This window comes from Pantoea sp. C1E2, from assembly GCF_056491465.1.
In genome coordinates this window covers 165,274-184,100 of sequence record NZ_JBSZHT010000003.1, presented here as the reverse complement: position 1 = coordinate 184,100, position 18,827 = coordinate 165,274, and the positions used below count along the sequence as shown (strand labels likewise).

The following is an 18,827-nucleotide window of genomic DNA, read 5'->3' as shown; positions in this document are numbered from 1 at the left end:
CCCTGAATGTCATTAATGATGATTAGTCGCTCATTATAGAGTTTTTATAGTGTGTGAGGGCATTTAAGACCTCTGAGCGCCAACTTTAGTCGTGCGAGTGATTTTTCGGGCGGCGGCTAACGCTCATACAGGCTAATCATTAGGCGGCTCAATCTTTATATGGTCTACATGCCCCCACTCATCAGCCATCAATCCTCTCTTTCCTCATAAGTAAAAATTTGTGATCAACCACGATGATTTCTATTTTGTAATCGATTACTTTTGTTTTCTCGCACTTTGTAATCGATTACTTTTTGGGGGTTGGAAATGGTTGCTGCAACACAAGGCACCGCGCAAGACCAGGCAATACAGCGCATGCTGGTCCCACGGCTGTCACTGATGATGTTTCTTCAGTTCTTTATCTGGGGCAGTTGGTCGGTCACGCTGGGATTGGTGATGACGCAGCACAACATGTCCTTGCTGATTGGCGATGCTTTCTCGGCGGGCCCGATTGCTTCCATTCTTTCGCCGTTTGTTCTCGGCATGCTGGTGGACAGATTTTTCCCCTCGCAAAAAGTGCTGGCGGTGATGCATCTGACCGGTGCAGTGATTCTGTGGTTTGTGCCTCAGGCGATGATCGCCGAGAACGGCGCGCTGCTGATCGGCTTACTGTTTGGCTACACGCTGTGCTACATGCCCACGCTGGCACTGACCAATAATATTGCCTTCCACAGTCTCGCCAGCAGCGAGAAGAGTTTCCCGGTAGTGCGCGTGTTCGGCACCATTGGCTGGATTGTCGCTGGCCTGTTCATCGGGTTCACGGGGATCGCCTCCAGCGTCAGCGTCTTCACGGTGGCGGCGATTTGTTCCGTGGTGCTGGCGATCTACAGCCTGACGCTGCCGCATACGCCTGCACCCGCTAAAGGCCTGCCATTCAGACCGCGCGATCTGTTCTGTGCTGATGCGTTTGCCCTGCTGAAAATCCGTCACTTCTTCATTTTTTCGCTCTGCGCCACGCTGATTTCCATTCCACTGGGAACCTACTACGCCTACACCGCTTCCTGGCTGGCCGACGCCGGTGTTGAAAACGTCAGCTCACTGATGTCCTTCGGCCAGATGTCTGAAATCTTCTTCATGCTGGTGATTCCGCTGCTGTTTCGCCGACTGGGCGTGAAATACATGCTGCTGGTCGGTATGTGCGCCTGGTTTGTGCGTTATGCCCTGTTTGCCATGGGCATGGGCGAGGAGGGACGCGCGCTGATTTGGCTGGGGATTCTGCTGCACGGCGTCTGTTACGACTTCTTCTTTGTCGTCGGCTTCATCTACACCGATCGCATTGCGGGAGACAAAGTCAAAGGACAAGCGCAGAGCATGATTGTGATGTTCACCTACGGCATTGGCATGCTGTTGGGATCGCAGATTTCAGGTGCGCTGTATAACCATCTGGTCGCGGGTCAGGTATCGGCTGCCAGTTGGGGCATGTTCTGGTGGATTCCGGCGATCGCGGCTGCCGTGATTGCCCTGTTGTTTATGTTCACATTTAAGTATCGCGATTGAGTTTTTGTTGTTACTGGAGGTGGTTTTTTGAAAACGTTAAAAGGTCCGGGCATTTTCCTTTCACAGTTTATCGGCGCTGATGCCCCGTTCAATTCACTGGACGGACTGGCGAAATGGGCATCCGCTTTGGGATTTCAGGCATTGCAGATCCCGTGCAATCACCCGGCGATATTTGATCTGCAACGCGCAGCCACCAGCCAGACTTACTGCGATGAAGTGCTGGGATTGCTGAAGCAGTATGGCCTCAGCATCAGCGAGTTATCGACGCATCTGGAAGGGCAGTTGATTGCCGTGCATCCTGCGCATGACGCTGCCTTTGATAATTTTGCACCGGCACACCTGCGCGGCAAGCGGGAAGCGCGCACGGCCTGGGCGATCGAGCAGGTTAAACATGCCGCTGCCGCCTCCAGCAAGCTGGGGCTGAATGCCCATGCCACTTTCTCTGGCTCGCTCGCCTGGCCCTATGTTTACCCGTGGCCGCCACACAACCCGCAGTTGCTGGATGAGGCCTTTAAGGAACTCGCCCGTCGCTGGCAGCCAGTGCTGGATGTGTATGATCAGCATGGCGTGGATGTGTGTTACGAATTACACCCAGGCGAGGACCTGCACGATGGCGCCACCTTTGAGCGTTTCCTTGAACAGGTGAACCACCATCCTCGTTGCAATATCTTGTTTGATCCCAGCCATCTGCATCTTCAGCACATTGATTACCTGCAGTTCATCGATATCTATCATTCGCGTATCAAAGCCTTCCACGTCAAAGATGCGGAGTATCAGCGCAATGGCCGCAGCGGGGTGTATGGCGGCTATCAAAACTGGATCGATCGCGCCGGGCGTTTCCGTTCGCCAGGCGACGGGCAGATTGATTTCAAAAGCATCTTTAGCAAACTGGCGCAGTACGATTTCAACGGCTGGGCGGTACTGGAGTGGGAATGCTGCCTAAAAGATGCGGAAACCGGTGCACGGGAAGGGGCTGAATTCATTCAACGTCACATCATTCCGGTCGCCAGCCGCGCCTTCGATGATTTTGCCGCGCAGGATGACAGCGGCAGTATCCGTGCGCAGCTTGGACTCAGGGAGGAACCTAAATGATTAATGTCGGGATTATCGGCAGCGGATTTATCGGCCCCGCGCACATTGAGGCTCTAAGGCGCCTTGGCAATATTAATGTTGTGGCACTGTGCGACTCCACGCTGGAGAAAGCACAAGCACAGGCGGCGCAATTGCACGTGCCGCACGCCTATGGTGACATTGTCACCTTTTTACAGCATCCAGAGCTGCATGCTGTGCACAATTGCACGCCCAATCACCTCCATGCCGCTATCAATAAGCAGGTTTTACTCGCCGGCAAACATCTGTTCTCGGAAAAACCACTTTGCATGATGATGGACGAAGCGCGTGAATTAGTGGCACTGGCAGAACAGGCAGGCGTGGTCAACGGGGTCAGCTTCGTGTACCGACAGTTTGCCATGGTCCAGCAAGCCGCGAGCATGGTGCGCAGCGGCGAAACGGGCCGCACCTTTGCCGTTCAGGGCAGCTACTTACAAGACTGGATGCTGGAAGAGACGGATTACAACTGGCGTGTGGAGGCCGACAAGGGCGGTGCATCGCGTGCAGTAGCGGATATCGGTTCTCACTGGTGCGACACCGTCCAGTTTGTCACTGGCCGCAAGATAGTGGCGGTGATGGCTGAGCTCGCCATCGTCTGGCCAACCCGAAAAGCCAATCTAACCGGGCAGGTCACCTTCAGTGCGCAGACGCAGCAGGCCCAGTATCAGGATTGTCCGGTGAATACGGAAGATCTGGGCTTTGTGCTGCTGCGTTTCGATGATGGCAGTAAAGGCTGTTTGAGCGTGTCACAAGTGGCGGCGGGGCGAAAAAATCGCCTTTATCTGGAGGTGAGTGGCAGTCAAGCCTCGCTGGCGTGGGATCAGGAAGTGCCACAACAGTTGTGGGTCGGTCATCGTCATCAGGCCAATCAAACCCTGACGGACGATGCAACATTAATGAACCGCGATGTTGCCGCCCGTGCCCGTTTTCCCGGCGGGCACATCGAAGGCTGGCCAGATGCATTTCGCGCCATGATGCAGCAGTTTTATCAGGCCGTTGAGAAGGGTGAAATGCCGGCGCAAGATGAACGACACTTTGCCGACTTCAGCGACGGCGCGCAGGTGATGGCCATCGTTGAGGCGATTGTAAAAAGCCACCGCGATCAACGCTGGGTCGACGTTCGCATTTGACACACAGGCGCGTTCCGGCGCGCCTGATCTTCCGCATTAGCCACCCTGCCTAACTTATTGTCATGCGTCGATTTATGGTAGCCTGCAATTCAGAAACTGACGCAGGAAGTTGAGTCATCATGTCCATTCAGAAAATCGCGAAGCTGGCCGGTGTTTCCGTGGCCACGGTGTCACGCGTGCTTAATAATAGTGACACCGTAAAGGATAAAAACCGGGATAAGGTGCTGGAAGCCATTAAAGCCAGCAACTACCAGCCAAATCTGTTAGCCCGTCAGCTGCGCACGGCGCGGAGCTCCATGGTGCTGGTGCTGGTTTCTGATATCTCCAACCCGTTTTGCGCTGAAATTGTGAAAGGTATCGAAGAGCAGGCCGAGCAGAATGGTTATCGCATTCTGTTGTGTAACTCCGGATCGGACATCAATCGCTCCCGCTCAAGCCTGCAGCTGCTGGCAGGCAAAATGGTGGATGGGGTGATCACCATGGATGCTTTCACCACGCTGACTGAACTGACACAGCTGATCGGCAACATGCCTTGGGTGCAGTGTGCCGAATACGCCGATGCCGGCGATATCTCCTGTGTGGGCATCGATGATGTCCATGCTTCGCGCCAGCTGGTGGCGCATCTGGTGGCCAGCGGACGTAAACGCATTGCCCTGATCAATCATGATTTGAGCTATAAGTACGCCCAACTGCGTCAGCAGGGCTATCAGCAGGAACTGGAACAGCGCGGTCTGTCCTGGCAGGCGGTGAGCTACGCCAGTGATCTAAGCTACAACGCTGGCAAGCGTGCGATGGAAGCGTTACTCAACGCCGACACGCAACCGGACGCGGTATTTGCCGTATCGGACACGCTGGCGGCCGGGGCGATGGCCGCCATCCAGGCCGCTGGACATCAGGTTCCGCAGGATATCGCCGTTGCAGGCTTTGACGGGTCGGAACTGGCTGAAATGATCTCTCCGCCTTTGACCACCATCGCGCAGCCATCGCGCGATATTGGCCGTACTGCGTTCAGCCTGCTGCTGCAGAAGATAGACGATCCGCAATCGCCAACTGAGCGCGTCATGATGGACTGGCGCCTGATCGTGCGCGCCAGTGCCTGATCGCTTAATGCGGCAGTTTTTCCAGCGCCGCACGCAGATTCTGATGTGAAGTGGTGATGATGCTCCAGGCATCCTTCGGCTTGTCGTGCTCGATGATAAACCACTTCACGCCACTGGCTTTGGCGGCAGGCAGAATGGTTTTCCAGTCCAGCAAGCCTTCGCCCAGCGGCGCAAAATTCATCTCATCGTCGCGGATACCAATCGACGCATTATCCTTGGCGTGAATCGCATAGATCCGTCCCGGATACTCTTTCAAAAGGCGCGCCGGATCCTGACCGCCGCGTGAAACCCACGCCGCGTCCATCTCCAGTTTCAGATTTTCTGCCCGTGAGTGATTGAAGATGATCTCAAGCGCGGTCACGCCATCGTACTTTTTCATCTCGAAATTATGATTGTGGTAAGCGAGCTGCATGCCGTCTTTACGCAGTTTCGCGCCGAGTTTATCCACGCGTTGTGCATAGTCTATCCATGCTTTGGTGCTGTCCGGGCGATCTTCCGGTTTGATCCACGGAACCACGATGGTGTGATTACCCACCGCTTTATTGAACGCCACGGTCTGTGCGTAGTCGCTCTCCAGTGCCGTTAATTGCACGTGGGATGAGGTTACGGTCAGGTGATTTTTATCCAGCAAGGATTTCAGTTCTTTGGCTGCCAGGCCGTGCGTGCCTACCAGTTCAACGTGCTCAAAACCCGCTTTATGAGCCATGGCGAACTGTTCAGCCGGAGTGCCGACATTACGTAAGGTGTACATTTGCAGCCCAATTTCATCTTCAACGACCGCTGCTGACGCCTGCGAGGGCACAGCACTCAACATGGATAATATCCCGGCCAACACCATCAATTTTTTCATCTTAATTCAGCTCCTTATCATATGTAATCGATTACAAATTAACTTAAAGTAATCGATTACAAAATTATGCGTGCCGATTTTGTGATCTGTGTTCAGATTATGGGGGATTCGTTTTATCAGTTAGAGGCAGAGGGAATTGCAAGGTGGGGGGTTGTTTTAGTAAGTATCAGCAATTAACTCTTCGCGAACTTTATGTGGAATACAAAAACAACGTCCGGCAAGGTCCATTTTTGCCATCTCATTTTAATTAACGTACCCGCGCAACGGGAATGTCAGACCAGCGTGTTGTCCACGCAGGACTGAGCATTTCCCGTTTCATTTTCCATTCGGTATTAATGCCCTGGCCCGCAAACCATACATTTCCCATTCCGGACTGGTTGATATCATCCAGTACCTTCATCAGCTGTGCGCTGTTGGCCCGCGGCTGGTTATCTTCAAACAGATTGAGCTGGCTTATACCGTTTGGAGTGAAGTTATCAAGCATGATACCTGCTTTCATGTACCTTCGACCCTCAAGCCAGATACGGTCAAGTGATCGCATCGCAGATTCAATAATGTCACGCGTGTCCTGTGTTGGCAGCGTCAGTTTCTCACCGGCGCTGTTCCCGTAAAAAACCTCACCGTTTGCGTGTGGCGACGTCCGGATAAATACGCCGATGTTGCGACAGTACTGACGTTCCCCGCGCAGTTTTTCCGCTGCGCGCGCAGCGTACTGACACAGCGCCTGCTGCATAGCGACTTTTGAGGTAATTCGCTCGCCGAAGCTGCGGCTACAGACAATCTGCTGTTTTGCCGGTGGCAGCTCTTCGAGCGGAATACATGATTCACCGTTCAGCTCGCGTACGGTGCGCTCCAGCACCACGGAAAAGTTATCTCGAATGAATTTCGGACGCGCCCGTGATAGCTGCAGAGCAGTTTCGATGCCCATAAGGTTGAGTCGTTTACCGATACGCCGTCCCACGCCCCATATTTCCTCAACGGGCTGGTTAGCCAGCAGGGTTTCAGTACGTTTCGGATTACCTGGCGTAAGCGCCAGTACGCCGCGAAACTGCTTCCACTCCTTGCCCGCCCACTGGGCCGATTTTGCCAGTGTTTTGGTCGGCCCCATGCCGATACCGACGGTGAGACCCGTTGTGGTAAACACATGCGCACGCAGGCGACGGCCAAAAGTTTCGAAGTCCTCACAGCCGTCAATACCGGTGAGATCCAGAAACATCTCATCAATGCTGTACTGCTCGACGCGTGGCGTTATCTCCTCAAGCGCGGTAATTACTCTCTGGCTGAGGCTGTGATTTATGTGGAATACAAAAACAACGTCCGGCAAGGTCCATTTTTGCCATCTCATTTTAATTAACGTACCCGCGCAACGGGAATGTCAGACCAGCGTGTTGTCCACGCAGGACTGAGCATTTCCCGTTTCATTTTCCATTCAGTATTTATCCCCTGTCCGGCAAACCAGATATTGCCCAGCCCTGACTGATTAATGCCATCAAGTACCTTCATCAGTTGCGCACTGTTTGCCCTTGGTTTGTTCTCTTCGAAGAGACTGAGTTGTGTAATACCGTTCGGCGTAAAATCATCCAGAGCAATACCCGCTTTCATATAGCGCCGGTTGTCCAGCCAGATACGATCAAGTGAACGCATAGCGACTTCGATAATGTCGCGTGTATCCTGAGTGGGAAGGGCAAGTTTTTCGCCAGCATTGTTCCCGTAGAACACTTCATTAACGGCGTGTGGTGACGTCCGGATAAAAATCCCGACGTGACGGCAAAACTGACGCTCTCCCCTTAATTTTTCAGCTGCGCGCGTTGCGTACTGGCACAGTGCCTGCTGCATGCTTTCCTTAGAGGTAATGCGTTCCCCAAAAGAGCGTGAACAGACAATCTGCTGTTTGGCCGGAGGAAGCTCTTCAAGAGGTATGCATGATTCGCCATTAAGCTCACGTACCGTCCGTTCCAGTACAACGGAAAAGTTATCCCGGATGAACTTCGGACTGGCCTGTGAGAGCTGAAGTGCGGTAGTGATGCCCATCTGGTTCAGGCGCTTACCTATGCGTCGCCCCACGCCCCAGATTTCCTCAACTGGCTGGTTTTCAAGAAGAGTTGCCGTTCTCCTCGGATTGCCTTTTGTCAGCGCCAGCACGCCACGAAATTGCTTCCACTCCTTGCTTGCCCACTGCGCAGATTTTGCCAGCGTCTTGGTTGGCCCCATGCCCACACCTACGGTAAGGCCCGTAGTGCTGAGCACGTGTGTTCTGAGGCGCCGACCAAAATGTTCAAAGTCTTCACAGCCGTCTATGCCCGTCAGGTCCAGGAACATTTCGTCAATGCTGTACTGCTCTACGCGAGGTGTCATCTCTTCCAGAGCAGTCATGACTCGCTGGCTGAGGTTATGGTAAAGCCCGTAGTTCGAGCTGAAAATAAAGACCTTTTCTGGAAAACCTTCCGTTTTTATCTGAAACCAGGGTGCTCCCATTTTTATGCCCAGCGCTTTCGCGCCGGCACTGCGGGCAATGACACAGCCGTCATTATTGCTGAGCACGACAACGGGTTTGCCACGTATATCCGGCCTGAACAGCGCTTCGCAGCTGGCATAAAATGAGTTGACGTCCGCAAGTCCAAACATAGGCATAGCTACTTCCTGCGCGCACGCGTGCTGTTAAAGAACCAGGTGACAACACCAAGCAACTGAAGCTCTTCCGGGTATATCACGGAGTAGGCGGGATTCATGGGCAGCAATGCAAGTCGCGGTTGCAGCTGCAAACGCTTAACGGTGAACTCACCGTTGACTTCAGCAATGACAATATCGCCGTGCGAGGCTTCTTCGGCGCGGTCAACCACCATGACATCACCGTCACAAAGACCCAGCTCCTGCATGCTGCTTCCGCTTGCGCGAACAAAGAACGTAGAAGCGCGGCGTTTTATGCAGAGCTCGTTCAGATCTAACTCTTTCTCCACATAATCCTGGGCAGGGGAGGGGAATCCAGCAGCGCATGGATCTGCGTAAAGCGGCACTCTTAGCGGCGGCGTAAATACGGGAGGCCAGAGTAGCGTCAGACCCTGCGTGTAACTAACGGCCTTCATTTTTTAAATCCCGGGCACTTGGCAATAATTGATTTAGTAAAAAAGATGAAATGCGCATGAAAACCCCCAAACTAATACTGTTCATGCATACAGTATTAATGAGCTTCGAAGCGCTGACAAGTGGGGAGATGTGACTTATTCGAATAAAAAGGGTGCTGCTCAGTACGATCAATCCCTTAGAAGACAATTTTACAAAAGGATTCTCGTGTACCTATGGGCAGCTTTGAGCGAGGAGCTGACGTCAAAACTATGGGATAGGAATGTTATGCCGCATTAGACATAACATCTATTGTCCAACTGGCATGAAAAAGCCCGTTTTGCGGGCTTCAGTCGTAGATTTCGCGTCGATGGCTTACATAGGGGGCAGCATGGGAAAGAGAAATCATCTTACGTTAAGCATTTGCGCTTAAGAGGTGATTTCGTTCCATTGAGCAGAAACCCATGACTGTAAGGGATGTACGGAACTATCTTTCGAATAACAGAGGGCGGAGCAGCGGTAGTTCAGGTGGTTATCTATACCATACTGGTAAAAAAAAGCCTTGGCATAGGATATTTTTCCTTTTCCAAGCGGCCCCCACCTTGATGCCCGAATGGGCATGTGCTTTGCTTATTATCGCTATGACGAAAAGGTAAAGAATTGTATTTCCCTCTAACTCACACTGCCATAGGACGGTGTTGCGAGCCATAACTCAACCAATAAACTGATTGGAGAAATCCTATGAGTACCGATACCCTCTCCCCGAAAAAAAACGAATCCGCACCTCCCATTTACCTCCATCTGGAAGATGAAAATGGACAGTGTGCATGTGGAGATGATGAGGGCGCTGAGTTGAAGCAAGCGAACTTCGAGACAAAGATCGAAGATAACAAACTCCGAATCAACTTGTCCCAATATGGAGCAATGCCAGTGATAGGCCCAGCAGATGAGATAGCCGCTGTGCGCGTGCACGTTCGCGGCAAAGCGGTGTCAGTGTTTGCTATCTACGAAGACCCACAGAAAACCGCAACTATGGGCTGTTGTTCTGGCTCTGGATGCAGTTGCTATGCACGCGGTTGCTATTGCTAGCAAGTAGGGCCCATCAGGTGTCCGGATTTACCATAACACCCCTTCCGGCACCTTTCCCCGGCTCAAATCCCGAAAAATGCCCTTGATGATTTCGGCGCATTTGCATAGCTATGCAGTGAAAACTCTTCTCCAAAGATTAATGCATACAGATGTTGAAAACGTCCGCTCCTGGCACGAAACTGCCAATGCATGGGCGAAAAAGCTGTAGTAAGCGATCAGCGGACATTTTCCTTATTGAGGACATAACAACTCAATCACACTTGTTGACTGGAATTTTATTTCTACTATTCTGGAAATATAGATAAATGGGGATTGCTATGGACCTGAACACTGCAGCCAGCGCCTTAAAGGAACTCGGCCATCCTACGCGGCTGGCCGTTTACAAAACGCTGGTTAAGGCCGGACATGGTGGGTTGCCGGTCGGAGATTTACAGAAGCATCTGGATATCCCTGCATCCACGCTGAGCCATCATCTTTCCGCGCTGATGTCTGTCGGGCTTATCCGCCAGGATCGCCAGGGGCGTACGCTGTTTTGCCTGCCACAGTATGAGCGGCTGGAGCAGCTGCTGGCCTTTCTCGTCGAAGAGTGCTGCAGCGGAGAAGGGGGATGCGGCTTCAGCCTGCCCACACAGTTAACGGAGAAAACACAATGAACCTGACGGACATGACGCTACCCAATATCGATGCTGACCTGTTTGATGCACCGGTGACGACCGCAAAGCTGGCGGCGACAGAGCTCACTCATGCGCCGCGCATACTGATGCTGTACGGTTCTATACGTGAACGTTCGTTTAGTCGTTTTGCCACGGAAGAAGCGGCTCGACTGCTGACGGCGATGGGAGCCGATATCAGAATTTTTAATCCATCCGGCTTGCCTCTTCCCGATGACGCGCCTGAAACGCACCCTAAGGTTGCCGAGCTGCGCGAGCTGGTGCTGTGGTCAGAAGGCATGGTGTGGTGTTCACCGGAGCGTCACGGCGCGATGACCGGCGTGATGAAAGCGCAGATTGACTGGATACCGCTGGCAACCGGCGCGGTGCGCCCGTCACAGGGTAAAACGCTGGCGGTGATGCAGGTCAGCGGCGGCTCTCAGTCGTTTAACGCGGTGAATCAGATGCGTATTCTGGGGCGCTGGATGCGCATGATCACCATCCCTAATCAGTCTTCCGTGGCCAAAGCCTGGGCGGAATTCGATGAAGCGGGTCGGATGAAGCCGTCGGCCTATTACGAGCGCATCGTGGACGTGATGGAAGAACTGATGAAGTTCACCGTGTTGACGCGTGGACGAAGCGACTACCTGACCGACCGCTACAGCGAGAGAAAGGAGAGCGCGGAGCAGCTCTCAGACAGGGTTAACCAGCGCAGCATCTGATAAAACCGGCGAAACGCCGGTTTTTCTTTTCATCCTTTCTGATTACTGGCTGACGCGTTTACCGTCCGCACCAATCACCACTTCGCCATCTTCTTTAGTAAATGGGCCCTGTTGCGGGTCAGGCAGAATGTCCAGCACGACTTCTGAAGGGCGGCAAAGCTTTGTTCCCAGCGGCGTTACCACTATCGGGCGATTAATCAGGATCGGGTGAGCCAGCATGGCATCCAGTAGCTGTTCATCTGAGAAGCTGTCGCTGGCGAGGCCCAGCTGTTCATACGGGTCAGTATTTTTACGCAGCAGCGCCCGTACACCGGTACCCATCGCTTCAATCAGCGCTTCAAGCGTTTCACGCGTCGGCGGGGTTTCAAGGTAATGGATCACTACGGGTTCTGCGCCGCTGTTGCGGATCAGCGCCAGCGTATTACGCGAGGTGCCGCAGGCGGGATTGTGATAAATGGTGATGTCAGACATGGTAAAGCCTCGTGTAAGGGGACTGCATGCGCCGCCCCGGATTATCGTCAAATCGACAGACGCAGCGCGAGCGCGGCGAGCGTTACGGTCAGCACCGGCAGCGTCATAACGATGCCGACCCGGAAGTAGTAACCCCAGCTGATACGGATGTTTTTCTGTGACAGCACGTGCAGCCACAGGAGTGTGGCCGGGCTGCCAATTGGCGTGATTTTTGGCCCAAGATCGCAGCCGATAATGTTGGCGTAAATCATGGCCTCACGCACGATACCCTGTGCCGAACTGGCATCAATGGAAAGCGCGCCAATCAGCACCGTGGGCATGTTGTTCATGACGGATGAGAGGAGGGCGGTGAGATACCCGGTTCCCATCGCCGCCCCCCAGACGCCCGAAGCGGAGAAATCGTTGAGCAGCGTGGTCAGATACTCCGTCAGACCTGCATTACGCAGCCCGTAGACCACCAGGTACATGCCCAGTGAAAACACCACTATCTGCCAGGGCGCATTGCGCAGTACCTTGCGGGTATCAATCACGTGGCCGCGCCGCGCGACCAGCCAGAGGATCAGTGCGCCGACAGCCGCGACCAGGCTCACCGGCACGCCAAGCGGTTCCAGCGCAAAGAATCCAGCCAGCAGCAAAATGAGCACCACCCATCCGGTGCGAAACGTGCTGATATCACGTATGGCGTCGCGTGGCGCTTTGAGCTTCGCCTCGTCATACTTTGCCGGGATTTCCTTTCGGAAAAACAAGTGCAGCATAATGAGCGTCGCCAGCACCGAAGCAATATTGACCGGCACCATAACCGACGCGTAATCACTGAATCCCAGATGGAAAAAGTCCGCCGAAACGATATTGACCAGGTTAGACACGATAAGCGGCAGGCTGGACGTATCTGCGATAAAACCCGCCGCCATGACGAACGCCAGGGTCGCACCCCGGCTGAATCCGAGCGCCAGCAGCATGGCAATCACGATCGGCGTCAGTATCAGCGCTGCGCCATCATTCGCAAACAGCGCTGCCATCCGACCTGTAGTGAATGGTGGAATAAAGCAGATACCGGACTACAGGCCCGCGTAGTCGATCAGGCTGACCCAGGATTGTGGACCCGTCTTTCAGCTGCCATGACAATGATTGGAGGCAATACGGATGACTACAGGGAAGCCATTATTCGCCGTCTTGTCAGCCCGGAGAGCCTGACGGTTTCACAGGGCGGACACGTTTATGCCGGCTACGGTGGTAATGCCGATTTTACGCTTGATAACTCCGTTTCCCGCGTGGCGGCGATAGGTGGAACCGCATTAGGCAGTCTGGCTGCGTTCCCGGCGTTTGATGCCATGCGTCAGGCGCTGCCAATGGTCCAGGCCGTGCTGCTCATGGCAATTGTCGTGATTCTGCCGCTTATTCTGGCGTTCTCTGCCTACGAGATTAAAACGGTCATAACGCTCACATTCGTGCTCTTTGCGCTGAACTTCCTGACGTTTTGGTGGGAGTTGGCCCGCTGGCTCGACAGTTGGCTGCTGACCGCGCTTTACAGCTCAGATACACACAGCAGCTTTAATATGGCCGGCTTCCAGAACAGTTCGGATGACCTAATCATGAACTTCGTGATGGCCACGATGTTTCTGGTGCTACCTGCGGTCTGGATGGGGGCGCTATCATGGGCAGGTATCAGGATTGGAGGAACTTTAGATTCGGCGTTTAAAACTGGCACAAATGATGTACAGAAAGCGGGCGGGGATGCCGTTAATACTGCTAAAAGTGCAGTGAAATTATGATCTCAGACTAGAGGGATAATTTCCCTCTAGTCCTCTTCATCATCAAAATTATCAACTCTCGATGACGTGGCGCCAGGCCTTGAAGAACCAGTATAAATACCCGAACCTTCATTTCCACTTCGCCACTCAGTTCCATAAGACACATTTTCACGGCAATAGTCTTCGTCATTATTCAAAGAAATATTGCATATCATGTATGCAAAAGCAGAGACAAGCAGCAACATGGTTCCGATGATAAGACCGCAAGCAATGGCGACAGTAATAAGAGTGAGGCAGGCAATGGGAACGGGCAAACGGCCTGCGAAACTTGGTAAACCCCGTCTCGCTGCCCAGCTTATGCATCCGGCATGAGTCTTCCGGGCCAGCTGAGTGAAACGCTGCCATAGAGTGGCCGCTTTAACACCGCGATTAAAAGCTGTATTTTTCATCGCATCTCCCGAGCGCTATTCACATAAGCTAAATTTACTAAAGGCGTTTCTACCTTAGCACAGCATATGCTGAGTTTTCACTGCACTGGTTTAAGTGAAGGAGGATAGTAATCGACTTTAACCTCAGCGGTAGCAGCACTCACCTGAGAGCAGTAAACTTTTATTAGTTACAACAAACATTAATCTGTTGTTTTCCACAACTCCGAGCCGACCTCATCCAAAGAGCCCATCCGGACAACAAGTCTGCGCCCGGTCCTGAACAAACTCACCTACATCAGCGCTCCAAAACGCGCCCGTTTCCCCGCACCAGCCCCGATTTACCTCTGAAAAAGCCGCCGCCGCCCGACCCGAAGGGTCGGAACTGCAGTGGCTGTTAGAATGGATGCTGTAACTACTGGATTCTTCGTTGCTGTGAGTGGTGCCGCGGGTTGTTTCTTCCGTCTCCGACCGTCTGGCTTCAGTGCGCCTGAATGGCCGCTGCTTAAACGGCGGCCATTCAGGAAGATGTCCATATCATTAACCAGCCAGCTGGTTATTGAAGTGAGATGCTTTATATACCAATGGGTCTGCAGGCGGTTTCAACTTTAAAGTGGTCGATTAGCATGGCAAAAGGGGCAAATGGTGGCTGAGCATTCTTACATTGACTACAGGGAGTGTGGCAGCACCGTATGACAGTTACTGGAACTGCTTGTTAAGCAATACAATCTTCCAGTTTTGAATTTCTGTACAACCAGCCGCCGTGAAATAAACTCTGTCGGGGAAAAAAAACAGCACTTATCCTAATGATTAAAAAGCCTTAGCACTTTTTGCAAAAAAAATATATCTGTACCAAAACACAATCCTTGTACAACTTTAAGGTAATTGTATAACTTTACGCTCAGTCAGAGCCGATAATTTTAACCATCTGAGAGGATTCCCATGCGTCAGAACGTTAATACACACCCGGATACTGCCAGCGACATTGCTCATTTTCATAACATTTCAGCCCACGCCAATCAGCAGGAGACTATGGGGCAGGTAGTCGTTGAAATTCTTCAGGCCGGTAAAAGCCTCAACCGTAAAGCAATTCGCTCAGTTTCACTGAAACGCCTTGAAAGTGCGGCAAACTTGCATGAAGAGCGACACTATCAGTCTCTGATCGCCATGTTGTTCTGAAACTGAGCACAACTGTTATACCAGATAACACCTGTGCGTAAGACCAGACACCCGCCGTGGTGTCTTATTTTTTTGCCCGGTATGGGTCAGTACCGTAGAGGCGGAAATGAGCAACTACGAAATCATCAAACTTAAAGATATTGTCCTTGGTGAGGCGAGTGTTGAGCTGCTTTGCGCAGGAAGCAGAGTCAGCGCACATTCGCTAAAAGTGCACCTGGAAAAGATGATGGCTGATGAAACGGTTCCGGCAAGGACATCAGCCCTAAAGCTGGCTATCAAAGAAATAGCGCCCGGGATTTCGCCAGATGAAACGATTAATGAGTCCCTGCTCGCAGGCTTCATTTCGGACGCTGCCGGTAATAAAGATTAACTGGCTGCAGAGAAGAGCTTTGCACGTCAGAGGGACTTAAGAGAGTACAGCTATAAACCGTTACCTCGTTTAACTCATTAACTTCCGAAAGGAATATGGAATTAAAATGCAGCAGTTAAGCCACATCCAGACCACTGAAGCAGCGATTATTCACCACTTCCGCGAGGCGGGAGATGACTTGTCTGCCGAAACTAAGGTGCTGGATGCAGCTATCAGGACCATCGTGATTGGAGGCAGGAAGGTGACGACCAAAACCCTTATCCTCTGCCTCGTAGCTGAAATTGAGAATGAAACTGACGTTGTTAATCTGGACGTGCTACGTAACACGCTGGAAATTGTACTGGGCCGCACGCCAGAAAGTGAAAGGGCTTAGCATTACCGTTGGGAGTTAAGATAAAGAACTTTTTCCGATTCGCAGCGACAGCCCCAGCGATTCTCTACAACGAACACTTGGAGGTCGCGCCTCATTTTGGGCTGTTCAAATGTCGAAAATTATCTCAGTGCATCTGGCGGGCAAGCATTTGGATTGCGGCCCGGCAGGCATGACGCACATCCTGACCAGCTTCCGTTTCGCTCATCGCATGAAGTGCCGTGGTAATTTCGTGAAGAGTGAGGTATTCACCCGGCTTTAGAAGGCGTGCTACAACCGTCCCGATGACGGCGTAGATATCTTCGGCGGCGTCGTCATTATTCACATGACCTCCGTCCGTATGTGGATAGACATACAGTCTATCAGATTCACGTTCTTACAGAAACCGGAGCGTTAAGCCACAAGGGTGCATCAGTGCAATTTTGGACGCCATGCTTCACTCTGCAGAGTGCCTGGCTTCGTTTCTTTCTGCCCTGTTTTTGACTGCATCTCCTGTCTGACTTCATCAATGGCGCGCTGCATTGCCCGTATCCGGACCTCGCTGGTTTCATTGTTCATCGCTGACTGCAATTTCTGCAGCAGGGCGTTCCAGGATATAGCAGCCCGGGTTTCGAGCAAATCTGTTACGGCTTCGCCGATGAGGATCTCGGTCATAGCATCGTCAGGCGTATTTTTCATAAACTTTCCGGCAGGTGAATCTTCATAGCATTTTATCACAGGTCAAACCTCCCATGACACCAGCGGATTTCGCGTTTAAGGTCGCTCAGCACCAGCAAAAGGTCAGTTCTTATAATCGGATTTATTCAGCACGTGCCGGTATGCGTAATCGGGCCAGGTAAGTCAGAACCAGCTTAATTTTGAGAATTATCAGACTTTCCAGCGGTTTTACTGCTTACTTTGACACCCGGAAGTGCATCAGTATCCAGCCGGTTAAGAGGAATGTCATGGCGGCCGCTGTAACGTGCAGCCCATACCATGGCGCCTTTCCCGTCTTTAACGTATTTCGAGCCCAGTGGCTCTGTAATGGCCCAGGGCTTTGACAGCGCACGTCTGTAATTCAGAATTTCCCTCGCCATTTCCTGAGCTTCAGAGACATCATCATATGTATTTTTCAGCGATGCGCTGCAGACGTTCATTACTGATCATTCAATTACTCCTGCAAATTATCAGTGGACCTGGAGGACCGTTCAAAACCTGACCGGTCTCATTCCCTCATCTTTACAATTTTAACCGGTCCACAAACTTGCAACGCTGCTGACTGCGTCTAATCTGGGCGGACCAGTGAAAAAAGTAATAGCCTGCAAATAAAAAGAATAGGAATAATTATGATAATGAGCGAGTTTCTGGAGCGGGTTAACCGCTGGCCAGCAATGCATTTCACAGCGATTGAATGCGAAAAAAGAGATGCGGGATATGAAATTTATGTCCTTGATAAGAGCCATCAGACAGTCAGCCGGTTACTGATTTATCGTACTCCCGATAAGCAACATGCCAGCGCGATGACGGCGCATTTTCGGGTCTGGCTTGAGAAGGACAACAGGAAAAGGACACCGGTTCAGCCGAAGAAAACGGGCAAGAGCATACTGGATAAATCATCTGCAGCGCTTGCCAGGGTAAGAGGGAGAACGCTTCAGCAGAATGCTGCTGTGAGAGCCATTTAGCTCTCTGACGTGTGATAAAACACCAGACACGGTCTGAGAGCTGGCAGTAACCGGACGTCCTACGGGTAATTAACCTGAAGACGTCCATGATATCTCAAGATGCTTACATCGCTTCCCTGGACTCGGGCCAGGCAACGGCAGTACCGTCAGGTGAAAACAGACTTCCCTGAAAATCGATGATCCCTGCGGCTTCAAGCCACATCCACTCTTCCGGATGCTCAATGCCGGCGGCAATGATATTGATTTCAAGCGCTGAACAGCATCTGATAACGGCATGGACAACCGCCTGCTTAGGGCCACTGCGGTGAATATGCCGGATAATACCGGCGTCAATGCGAACCCGATCAGGCTGAACGCTAGCCAGCAGAGAAAGTCCCGCAGAACCATCACCAAAGTTATCGATTGAAATGCTTATGCCCGCCTGTCTGAGAAAGCGGATGGCGCTCGCGAATTCGTCCAGTTGCGATATGACCTCTCTTTCACTGACCCCAAGGATAACCTGCTCAGGCACAAGCTCTGCGGACTCAATCGCGCTGACAATCTGGCCAACAGCGCCCGGAATAGCCACCAGCGTCATGGGCAGTATGGTGACATAAAGTGGGATCCCGTCTGGGCAGGCTTTGCCGGCTTTTTCCAGCGCAAGACACACTGCTTCCAGGTCATAGGCATAGCGCTCATCATCTTTAAGGCCGTCCTGTAATCTGTCAGGAATAGCTTCAATGGCCGTTACTTCACGACCCAGCGGATCCACTACCGGTCTGAAGCTGATGCCCGTATCCCCGGAGGTGACGGGGTCGTTGTCCGCCGGCACGAACTCCCAGTAGTCAGAGGGAAGAACCTCGAAGTAGTTTTCTTTCTCACGTGATTCGACAAAAGTTCTCAAAAACTGGAGTCCGCGATCGTCATAAGTCAGCCGGTAGCGGGACGTCCCCCGGTCCAGTACTGCCTGCAGCACGGTTTCCTGATCATGGGTTCTCAAATCAAAGAGCTCCATACCTGCATTACCGAAACGGCGTGAGGGAGAATAATCCCGCATCAGTTCCACGACGTTGTGATGGCGATTGTCTGAGCAGATCCTCGCATAAACTTCCTTCACACCTTCTTCAGGCCCTTCGAGGATCTGAAAGAAGTGCGTGCCATTGAACAACAGGATACCCGTGACGTCCCTGCTGGCGTTAAAACCGCTTGCCTGGCTGACCATATCCGGCAGAACTTTGATGGGTACATCGTCTGAAATATGGCTTCTGTATATTATAGTCGTAAGCATGCTCTGCTCCGCTTAATTAAGATTGTCCACGCACACCATAACAGCCTGTTTCCTTAACTGACAAATTATTATTAGCGGAGCGCAAA

The 18,827-nt window shown here is 52.3% G+C and carries 19 protein-coding genes and 3 pseudogenes; 11 read left to right on the top strand and 11 right to left on the bottom strand.

From position 1 onward, the window contains the following. Positions 1-306: 306 nt before the first annotated feature. From ACXI0A_RS21335 to ACXI0A_RS21320, 4 genes are all read left to right on the top strand, one after another. Positions 307-1,536, top strand: coding sequence for an MFS transporter (locus ACXI0A_RS21335; protein WP_476147289.1), 1,230 nt, complete (start codon positions 307-309; stop codon positions 1,534-1,536). 27 nt (positions 1,537-1,563) lie between these two features. Continuing rightward, positions 1,564-2,628, top strand: coding sequence for a TIM barrel protein (locus ACXI0A_RS21330; protein WP_476147290.1), 1,065 nt, complete (start codon positions 1,564-1,566; stop codon positions 2,626-2,628). Continuing rightward, positions 2,625-3,776 carry a Gfo/Idh/MocA family oxidoreductase gene (locus tag ACXI0A_RS21325; protein WP_476147291.1) on the top strand — a complete coding sequence of 384 codons (1,152 nt, stop codon included), beginning with the start codon at positions 2,625-2,627 and terminating at the stop codon, positions 3,774-3,776. Before ACXI0A_RS21330 ends, ACXI0A_RS21325 begins: the two co-directional genes overlap by 4 nt. Positions 3,777-3,895: 119 nt before the next feature. Next, positions 3,896-4,876, top strand: a complete 981-nt coding sequence (locus ACXI0A_RS21320) for a LacI family DNA-binding transcriptional regulator (protein ID WP_200575227.1) — start codon at positions 3,896-3,898, stop codon at positions 4,874-4,876. Between the two features lie 4 nt (positions 4,877-4,880). On the opposite strand, the gene ACXI0A_RS21315 is transcribed toward ACXI0A_RS21320, so the two are convergent. The 4 genes and pseudogenes from ACXI0A_RS21315 to umuD form a co-directional block, all read right to left on the bottom strand. Next, positions 4,881-5,726, bottom strand: coding sequence for a TIM barrel protein (locus tag ACXI0A_RS21315; protein WP_476147292.1), 846 nt, complete (start codon positions 5,724-5,726; stop codon positions 4,881-4,883). A gap of 247 nt (positions 5,727-5,973) precedes the next feature. Then, positions 5,974-7,017, bottom strand: a pseudogene (gene umuC / locus ACXI0A_RS21310) (translesion error-prone DNA polymerase V subunit UmuC); the annotation flags it as partial. Positions 7,018-7,076: 59 nt separating this feature from the next. Then, positions 7,077-8,351: a translesion error-prone DNA polymerase V subunit UmuC gene (gene umuC / locus ACXI0A_RS21305; RefSeq protein ID WP_137387561.1), complete on the bottom strand. Its 1,275-nt coding sequence runs from the start codon at positions 8,349-8,351 to the stop codon at positions 7,077-7,079. 8 nt (positions 8,352-8,359) lie between these two features. Further along, positions 8,360-8,809 carry a translesion error-prone DNA polymerase V autoproteolytic subunit gene (gene umuD, locus ACXI0A_RS21300; protein ID WP_137387517.1) on the bottom strand — a complete coding sequence of 150 codons (450 nt, stop codon included), beginning with the start codon at positions 8,807-8,809 and terminating at the stop codon, positions 8,360-8,362. 1,383 nt (positions 8,810-10,192) lie between these two features. Between umuD and ACXI0A_RS21295 the strand changes: the two genes are divergently transcribed. Further along, positions 10,193-10,528, top strand: coding sequence for a metalloregulator ArsR/SmtB family transcription factor (locus ACXI0A_RS21295; RefSeq protein ID WP_476147293.1), 336 nt, complete (start codon positions 10,193-10,195; stop codon positions 10,526-10,528). Beyond that, positions 10,525-11,247, top strand: coding sequence for an arsenical resistance protein ArsH (arsH, locus tag ACXI0A_RS21290; RefSeq protein ID WP_476147294.1), 723 nt, complete (start codon positions 10,525-10,527; stop codon positions 11,245-11,247). The genes ACXI0A_RS21295 and arsH overlap by 4 nt, the downstream gene beginning before the upstream one ends. A gap of 42 nt (positions 11,248-11,289) precedes the next feature. Here arsH and arsC read toward each other — a convergent pair whose 3' ends face one another. Further along, positions 11,290-11,718, bottom strand: a complete 429-nt coding sequence (arsC, locus tag ACXI0A_RS21285; protein WP_137387514.1) for a glutaredoxin-dependent arsenate reductase — start codon at positions 11,716-11,718, stop codon at positions 11,290-11,292. Positions 11,719-11,765: 47 nt separating this feature from the next. Further along, a pseudogene (locus ACXI0A_RS21280) lies at positions 11,766-12,737 on the bottom strand (arsenic transporter); the annotation flags it as partial. Between ACXI0A_RS21280 and ACXI0A_RS21275 the strand changes: the two are divergent. Then, positions 12,699-13,490: pseudogene (locus tag ACXI0A_RS21275) on the top strand (conjugal transfer protein TraG N-terminal domain-containing protein); the annotation flags it as partial. The pseudogenes ACXI0A_RS21280 and ACXI0A_RS21275 sit on opposite strands and share 39 nt — an antisense overlap. 26 nt (positions 13,491-13,516) lie before the next feature. On the opposite strand, the gene ACXI0A_RS21270 reads toward ACXI0A_RS21275, so the two are convergent. Beyond that, complete coding sequence (locus tag ACXI0A_RS21270; protein ID WP_476147295.1) at positions 13,517-13,918, bottom strand: hypothetical protein; 402 nt, start codon at positions 13,916-13,918, stop codon at positions 13,517-13,519. A 918-nt stretch (positions 13,919-14,836) separates the two neighbouring features. Here ACXI0A_RS21270 and ycgZ point away from each other — a divergent pair. From ycgZ to ACXI0A_RS21255, 3 genes are all read left to right on the top strand, one after another. Next, the gene (ycgZ, locus tag ACXI0A_RS21265; RefSeq protein ID WP_476147296.1) at positions 14,837-15,073 is read left to right on the top strand and encodes a regulatory protein YcgZ; all 237 of its coding nucleotides are present in this window, start codon (positions 14,837-14,839) and stop codon (positions 15,071-15,073) included. Between the two features lie 106 nt (positions 15,074-15,179). Further along, complete coding sequence (locus tag ACXI0A_RS21260; RefSeq protein ID WP_476147297.1) at positions 15,180-15,443, top strand: hypothetical protein; 264 nt, start codon at positions 15,180-15,182, stop codon at positions 15,441-15,443. Between the two features lie 106 nt (positions 15,444-15,549). Next, positions 15,550-15,816 carry a biofilm development regulator YmgB/AriR family protein gene (locus ACXI0A_RS21255; RefSeq protein WP_476147298.1) on the top strand — a complete coding sequence of 89 codons (267 nt, stop codon included), beginning with the start codon at positions 15,550-15,552 and terminating at the stop codon, positions 15,814-15,816. Positions 15,817-15,940: 124 nt separating this feature from the next. Here the strand turns inward: ACXI0A_RS21255 and ACXI0A_RS21250 are convergent, their stop codons facing one another. The 3 genes from ACXI0A_RS21250 to ACXI0A_RS21240 form a co-directional block, all read right to left on the bottom strand. Next, positions 15,941-16,138: a hypothetical protein gene (locus ACXI0A_RS21250; RefSeq protein WP_476147299.1), complete on the bottom strand. Its 198-nt coding sequence runs from the start codon at positions 16,136-16,138 to the stop codon at positions 15,941-15,943. A gap of 86 nt (positions 16,139-16,224) precedes the next feature. Continuing rightward, positions 16,225-16,491: a hypothetical protein gene (locus tag ACXI0A_RS21245; RefSeq protein WP_476147300.1), complete on the bottom strand. Its 267-nt coding sequence runs from the start codon at positions 16,489-16,491 to the stop codon at positions 16,225-16,227. A gap of 173 nt (positions 16,492-16,664) precedes the next feature. Continuing rightward, positions 16,665-16,949: a hypothetical protein gene (locus ACXI0A_RS21240; RefSeq protein WP_476147301.1), complete on the bottom strand. Its 285-nt coding sequence runs from the start codon at positions 16,947-16,949 to the stop codon at positions 16,665-16,667. Positions 16,950-17,144: 195 nt separating this feature from the next. On the opposite strand from ACXI0A_RS21240, the gene ACXI0A_RS21235 reads away from it, so the two are divergent. Next, positions 17,145-17,474, top strand: coding sequence for a hypothetical protein (locus tag ACXI0A_RS21235; protein WP_476147302.1), 330 nt, complete (start codon positions 17,145-17,147; stop codon positions 17,472-17,474). A 103-nt stretch (positions 17,475-17,577) separates the two neighbouring features. On the opposite strand, the gene ACXI0A_RS21230 is transcribed toward ACXI0A_RS21235, so the two are convergent. Then, a complete protein-coding gene (locus ACXI0A_RS21230) occupies positions 17,578-18,741 on the bottom strand; it encodes an EAL domain-containing protein (protein ID WP_476147303.1) in 1,164 nt (387 codons plus the stop codon). Between the last annotated feature and the right edge of the window lie 86 nt (positions 18,742-18,827).

Coding starts and splice junctions, on each gene's coding strand:
- ACXI0A_RS21315 (WP_476147292.1), bottom strand. CDS start 5,726: ATGAAAAAATTGATGGTGTTGGCCGGGATATTATCCATGTTGAGTGCT.
- ACXI0A_RS21320 (WP_200575227.1), top strand. CDS start 3,896: ATGTCCATTCAGAAAATCGCGAAGCTGGCCGGTGTTTCCGTGGCCACG.
- arsH (WP_476147294.1), top strand. CDS start 10,525: ATGAACCTGACGGACATGACGCTACCCAATATCGATGCTGACCTGTTT.
- ycgZ (WP_476147296.1), top strand. CDS start 14,837: ATGCGTCAGAACGTTAATACACACCCGGATACTGCCAGCGACATTGCT.
- umuD (WP_137387517.1), bottom strand. CDS start 8,809: ATGAAGGCCGTTAGTTACACGCAGGGTCTGACGCTACTCTGGCCTCCC.
- ACXI0A_RS21255 (WP_476147298.1), top strand. CDS start 15,550: ATGCAGCAGTTAAGCCACATCCAGACCACTGAAGCAGCGATTATTCAC.
- arsC (WP_137387514.1), bottom strand. CDS start 11,718: ATGTCTGACATCACCATTTATCACAATCCCGCCTGCGGCACCTCGCGT.
- ACXI0A_RS21295 (WP_476147293.1), top strand. CDS start 10,193: ATGGACCTGAACACTGCAGCCAGCGCCTTAAAGGAACTCGGCCATCCT.
- ACXI0A_RS21270 (WP_476147295.1), bottom strand. CDS start 13,918: ATGAAAAATACAGCTTTTAATCGCGGTGTTAAAGCGGCCACTCTATGG.
- ACXI0A_RS21240 (WP_476147301.1), bottom strand. CDS start 16,949: ATGAACGTCTGCAGCGCATCGCTGAAAAATACATATGATGATGTCTCT.
- ACXI0A_RS21335 (WP_476147289.1), top strand. CDS start 307: ATGGTTGCTGCAACACAAGGCACCGCGCAAGACCAGGCAATACAGCGC.
- umuC (WP_137387561.1), bottom strand. CDS start 8,351: ATGTTTGGACTTGCGGACGTCAACTCATTTTATGCCAGCTGCGAAGCG.
- ACXI0A_RS21245 (WP_476147300.1), bottom strand. CDS start 16,491: ATGAAAAATACGCCTGACGATGCTATGACCGAGATCCTCATCGGCGAA.
- ACXI0A_RS21230 (WP_476147303.1), bottom strand. CDS start 18,741: ATGCTTACGACTATAATATACAGAAGCCATATTTCAGACGATGTACCC.
- ACXI0A_RS21325 (WP_476147291.1), top strand. CDS start 2,625: ATGATTAATGTCGGGATTATCGGCAGCGGATTTATCGGCCCCGCGCAC.
- ACXI0A_RS21235 (WP_476147302.1), top strand. CDS start 17,145: ATGAGCGAGTTTCTGGAGCGGGTTAACCGCTGGCCAGCAATGCATTTC.
- ACXI0A_RS21260 (WP_476147297.1), top strand. CDS start 15,180: ATGAGCAACTACGAAATCATCAAACTTAAAGATATTGTCCTTGGTGAG.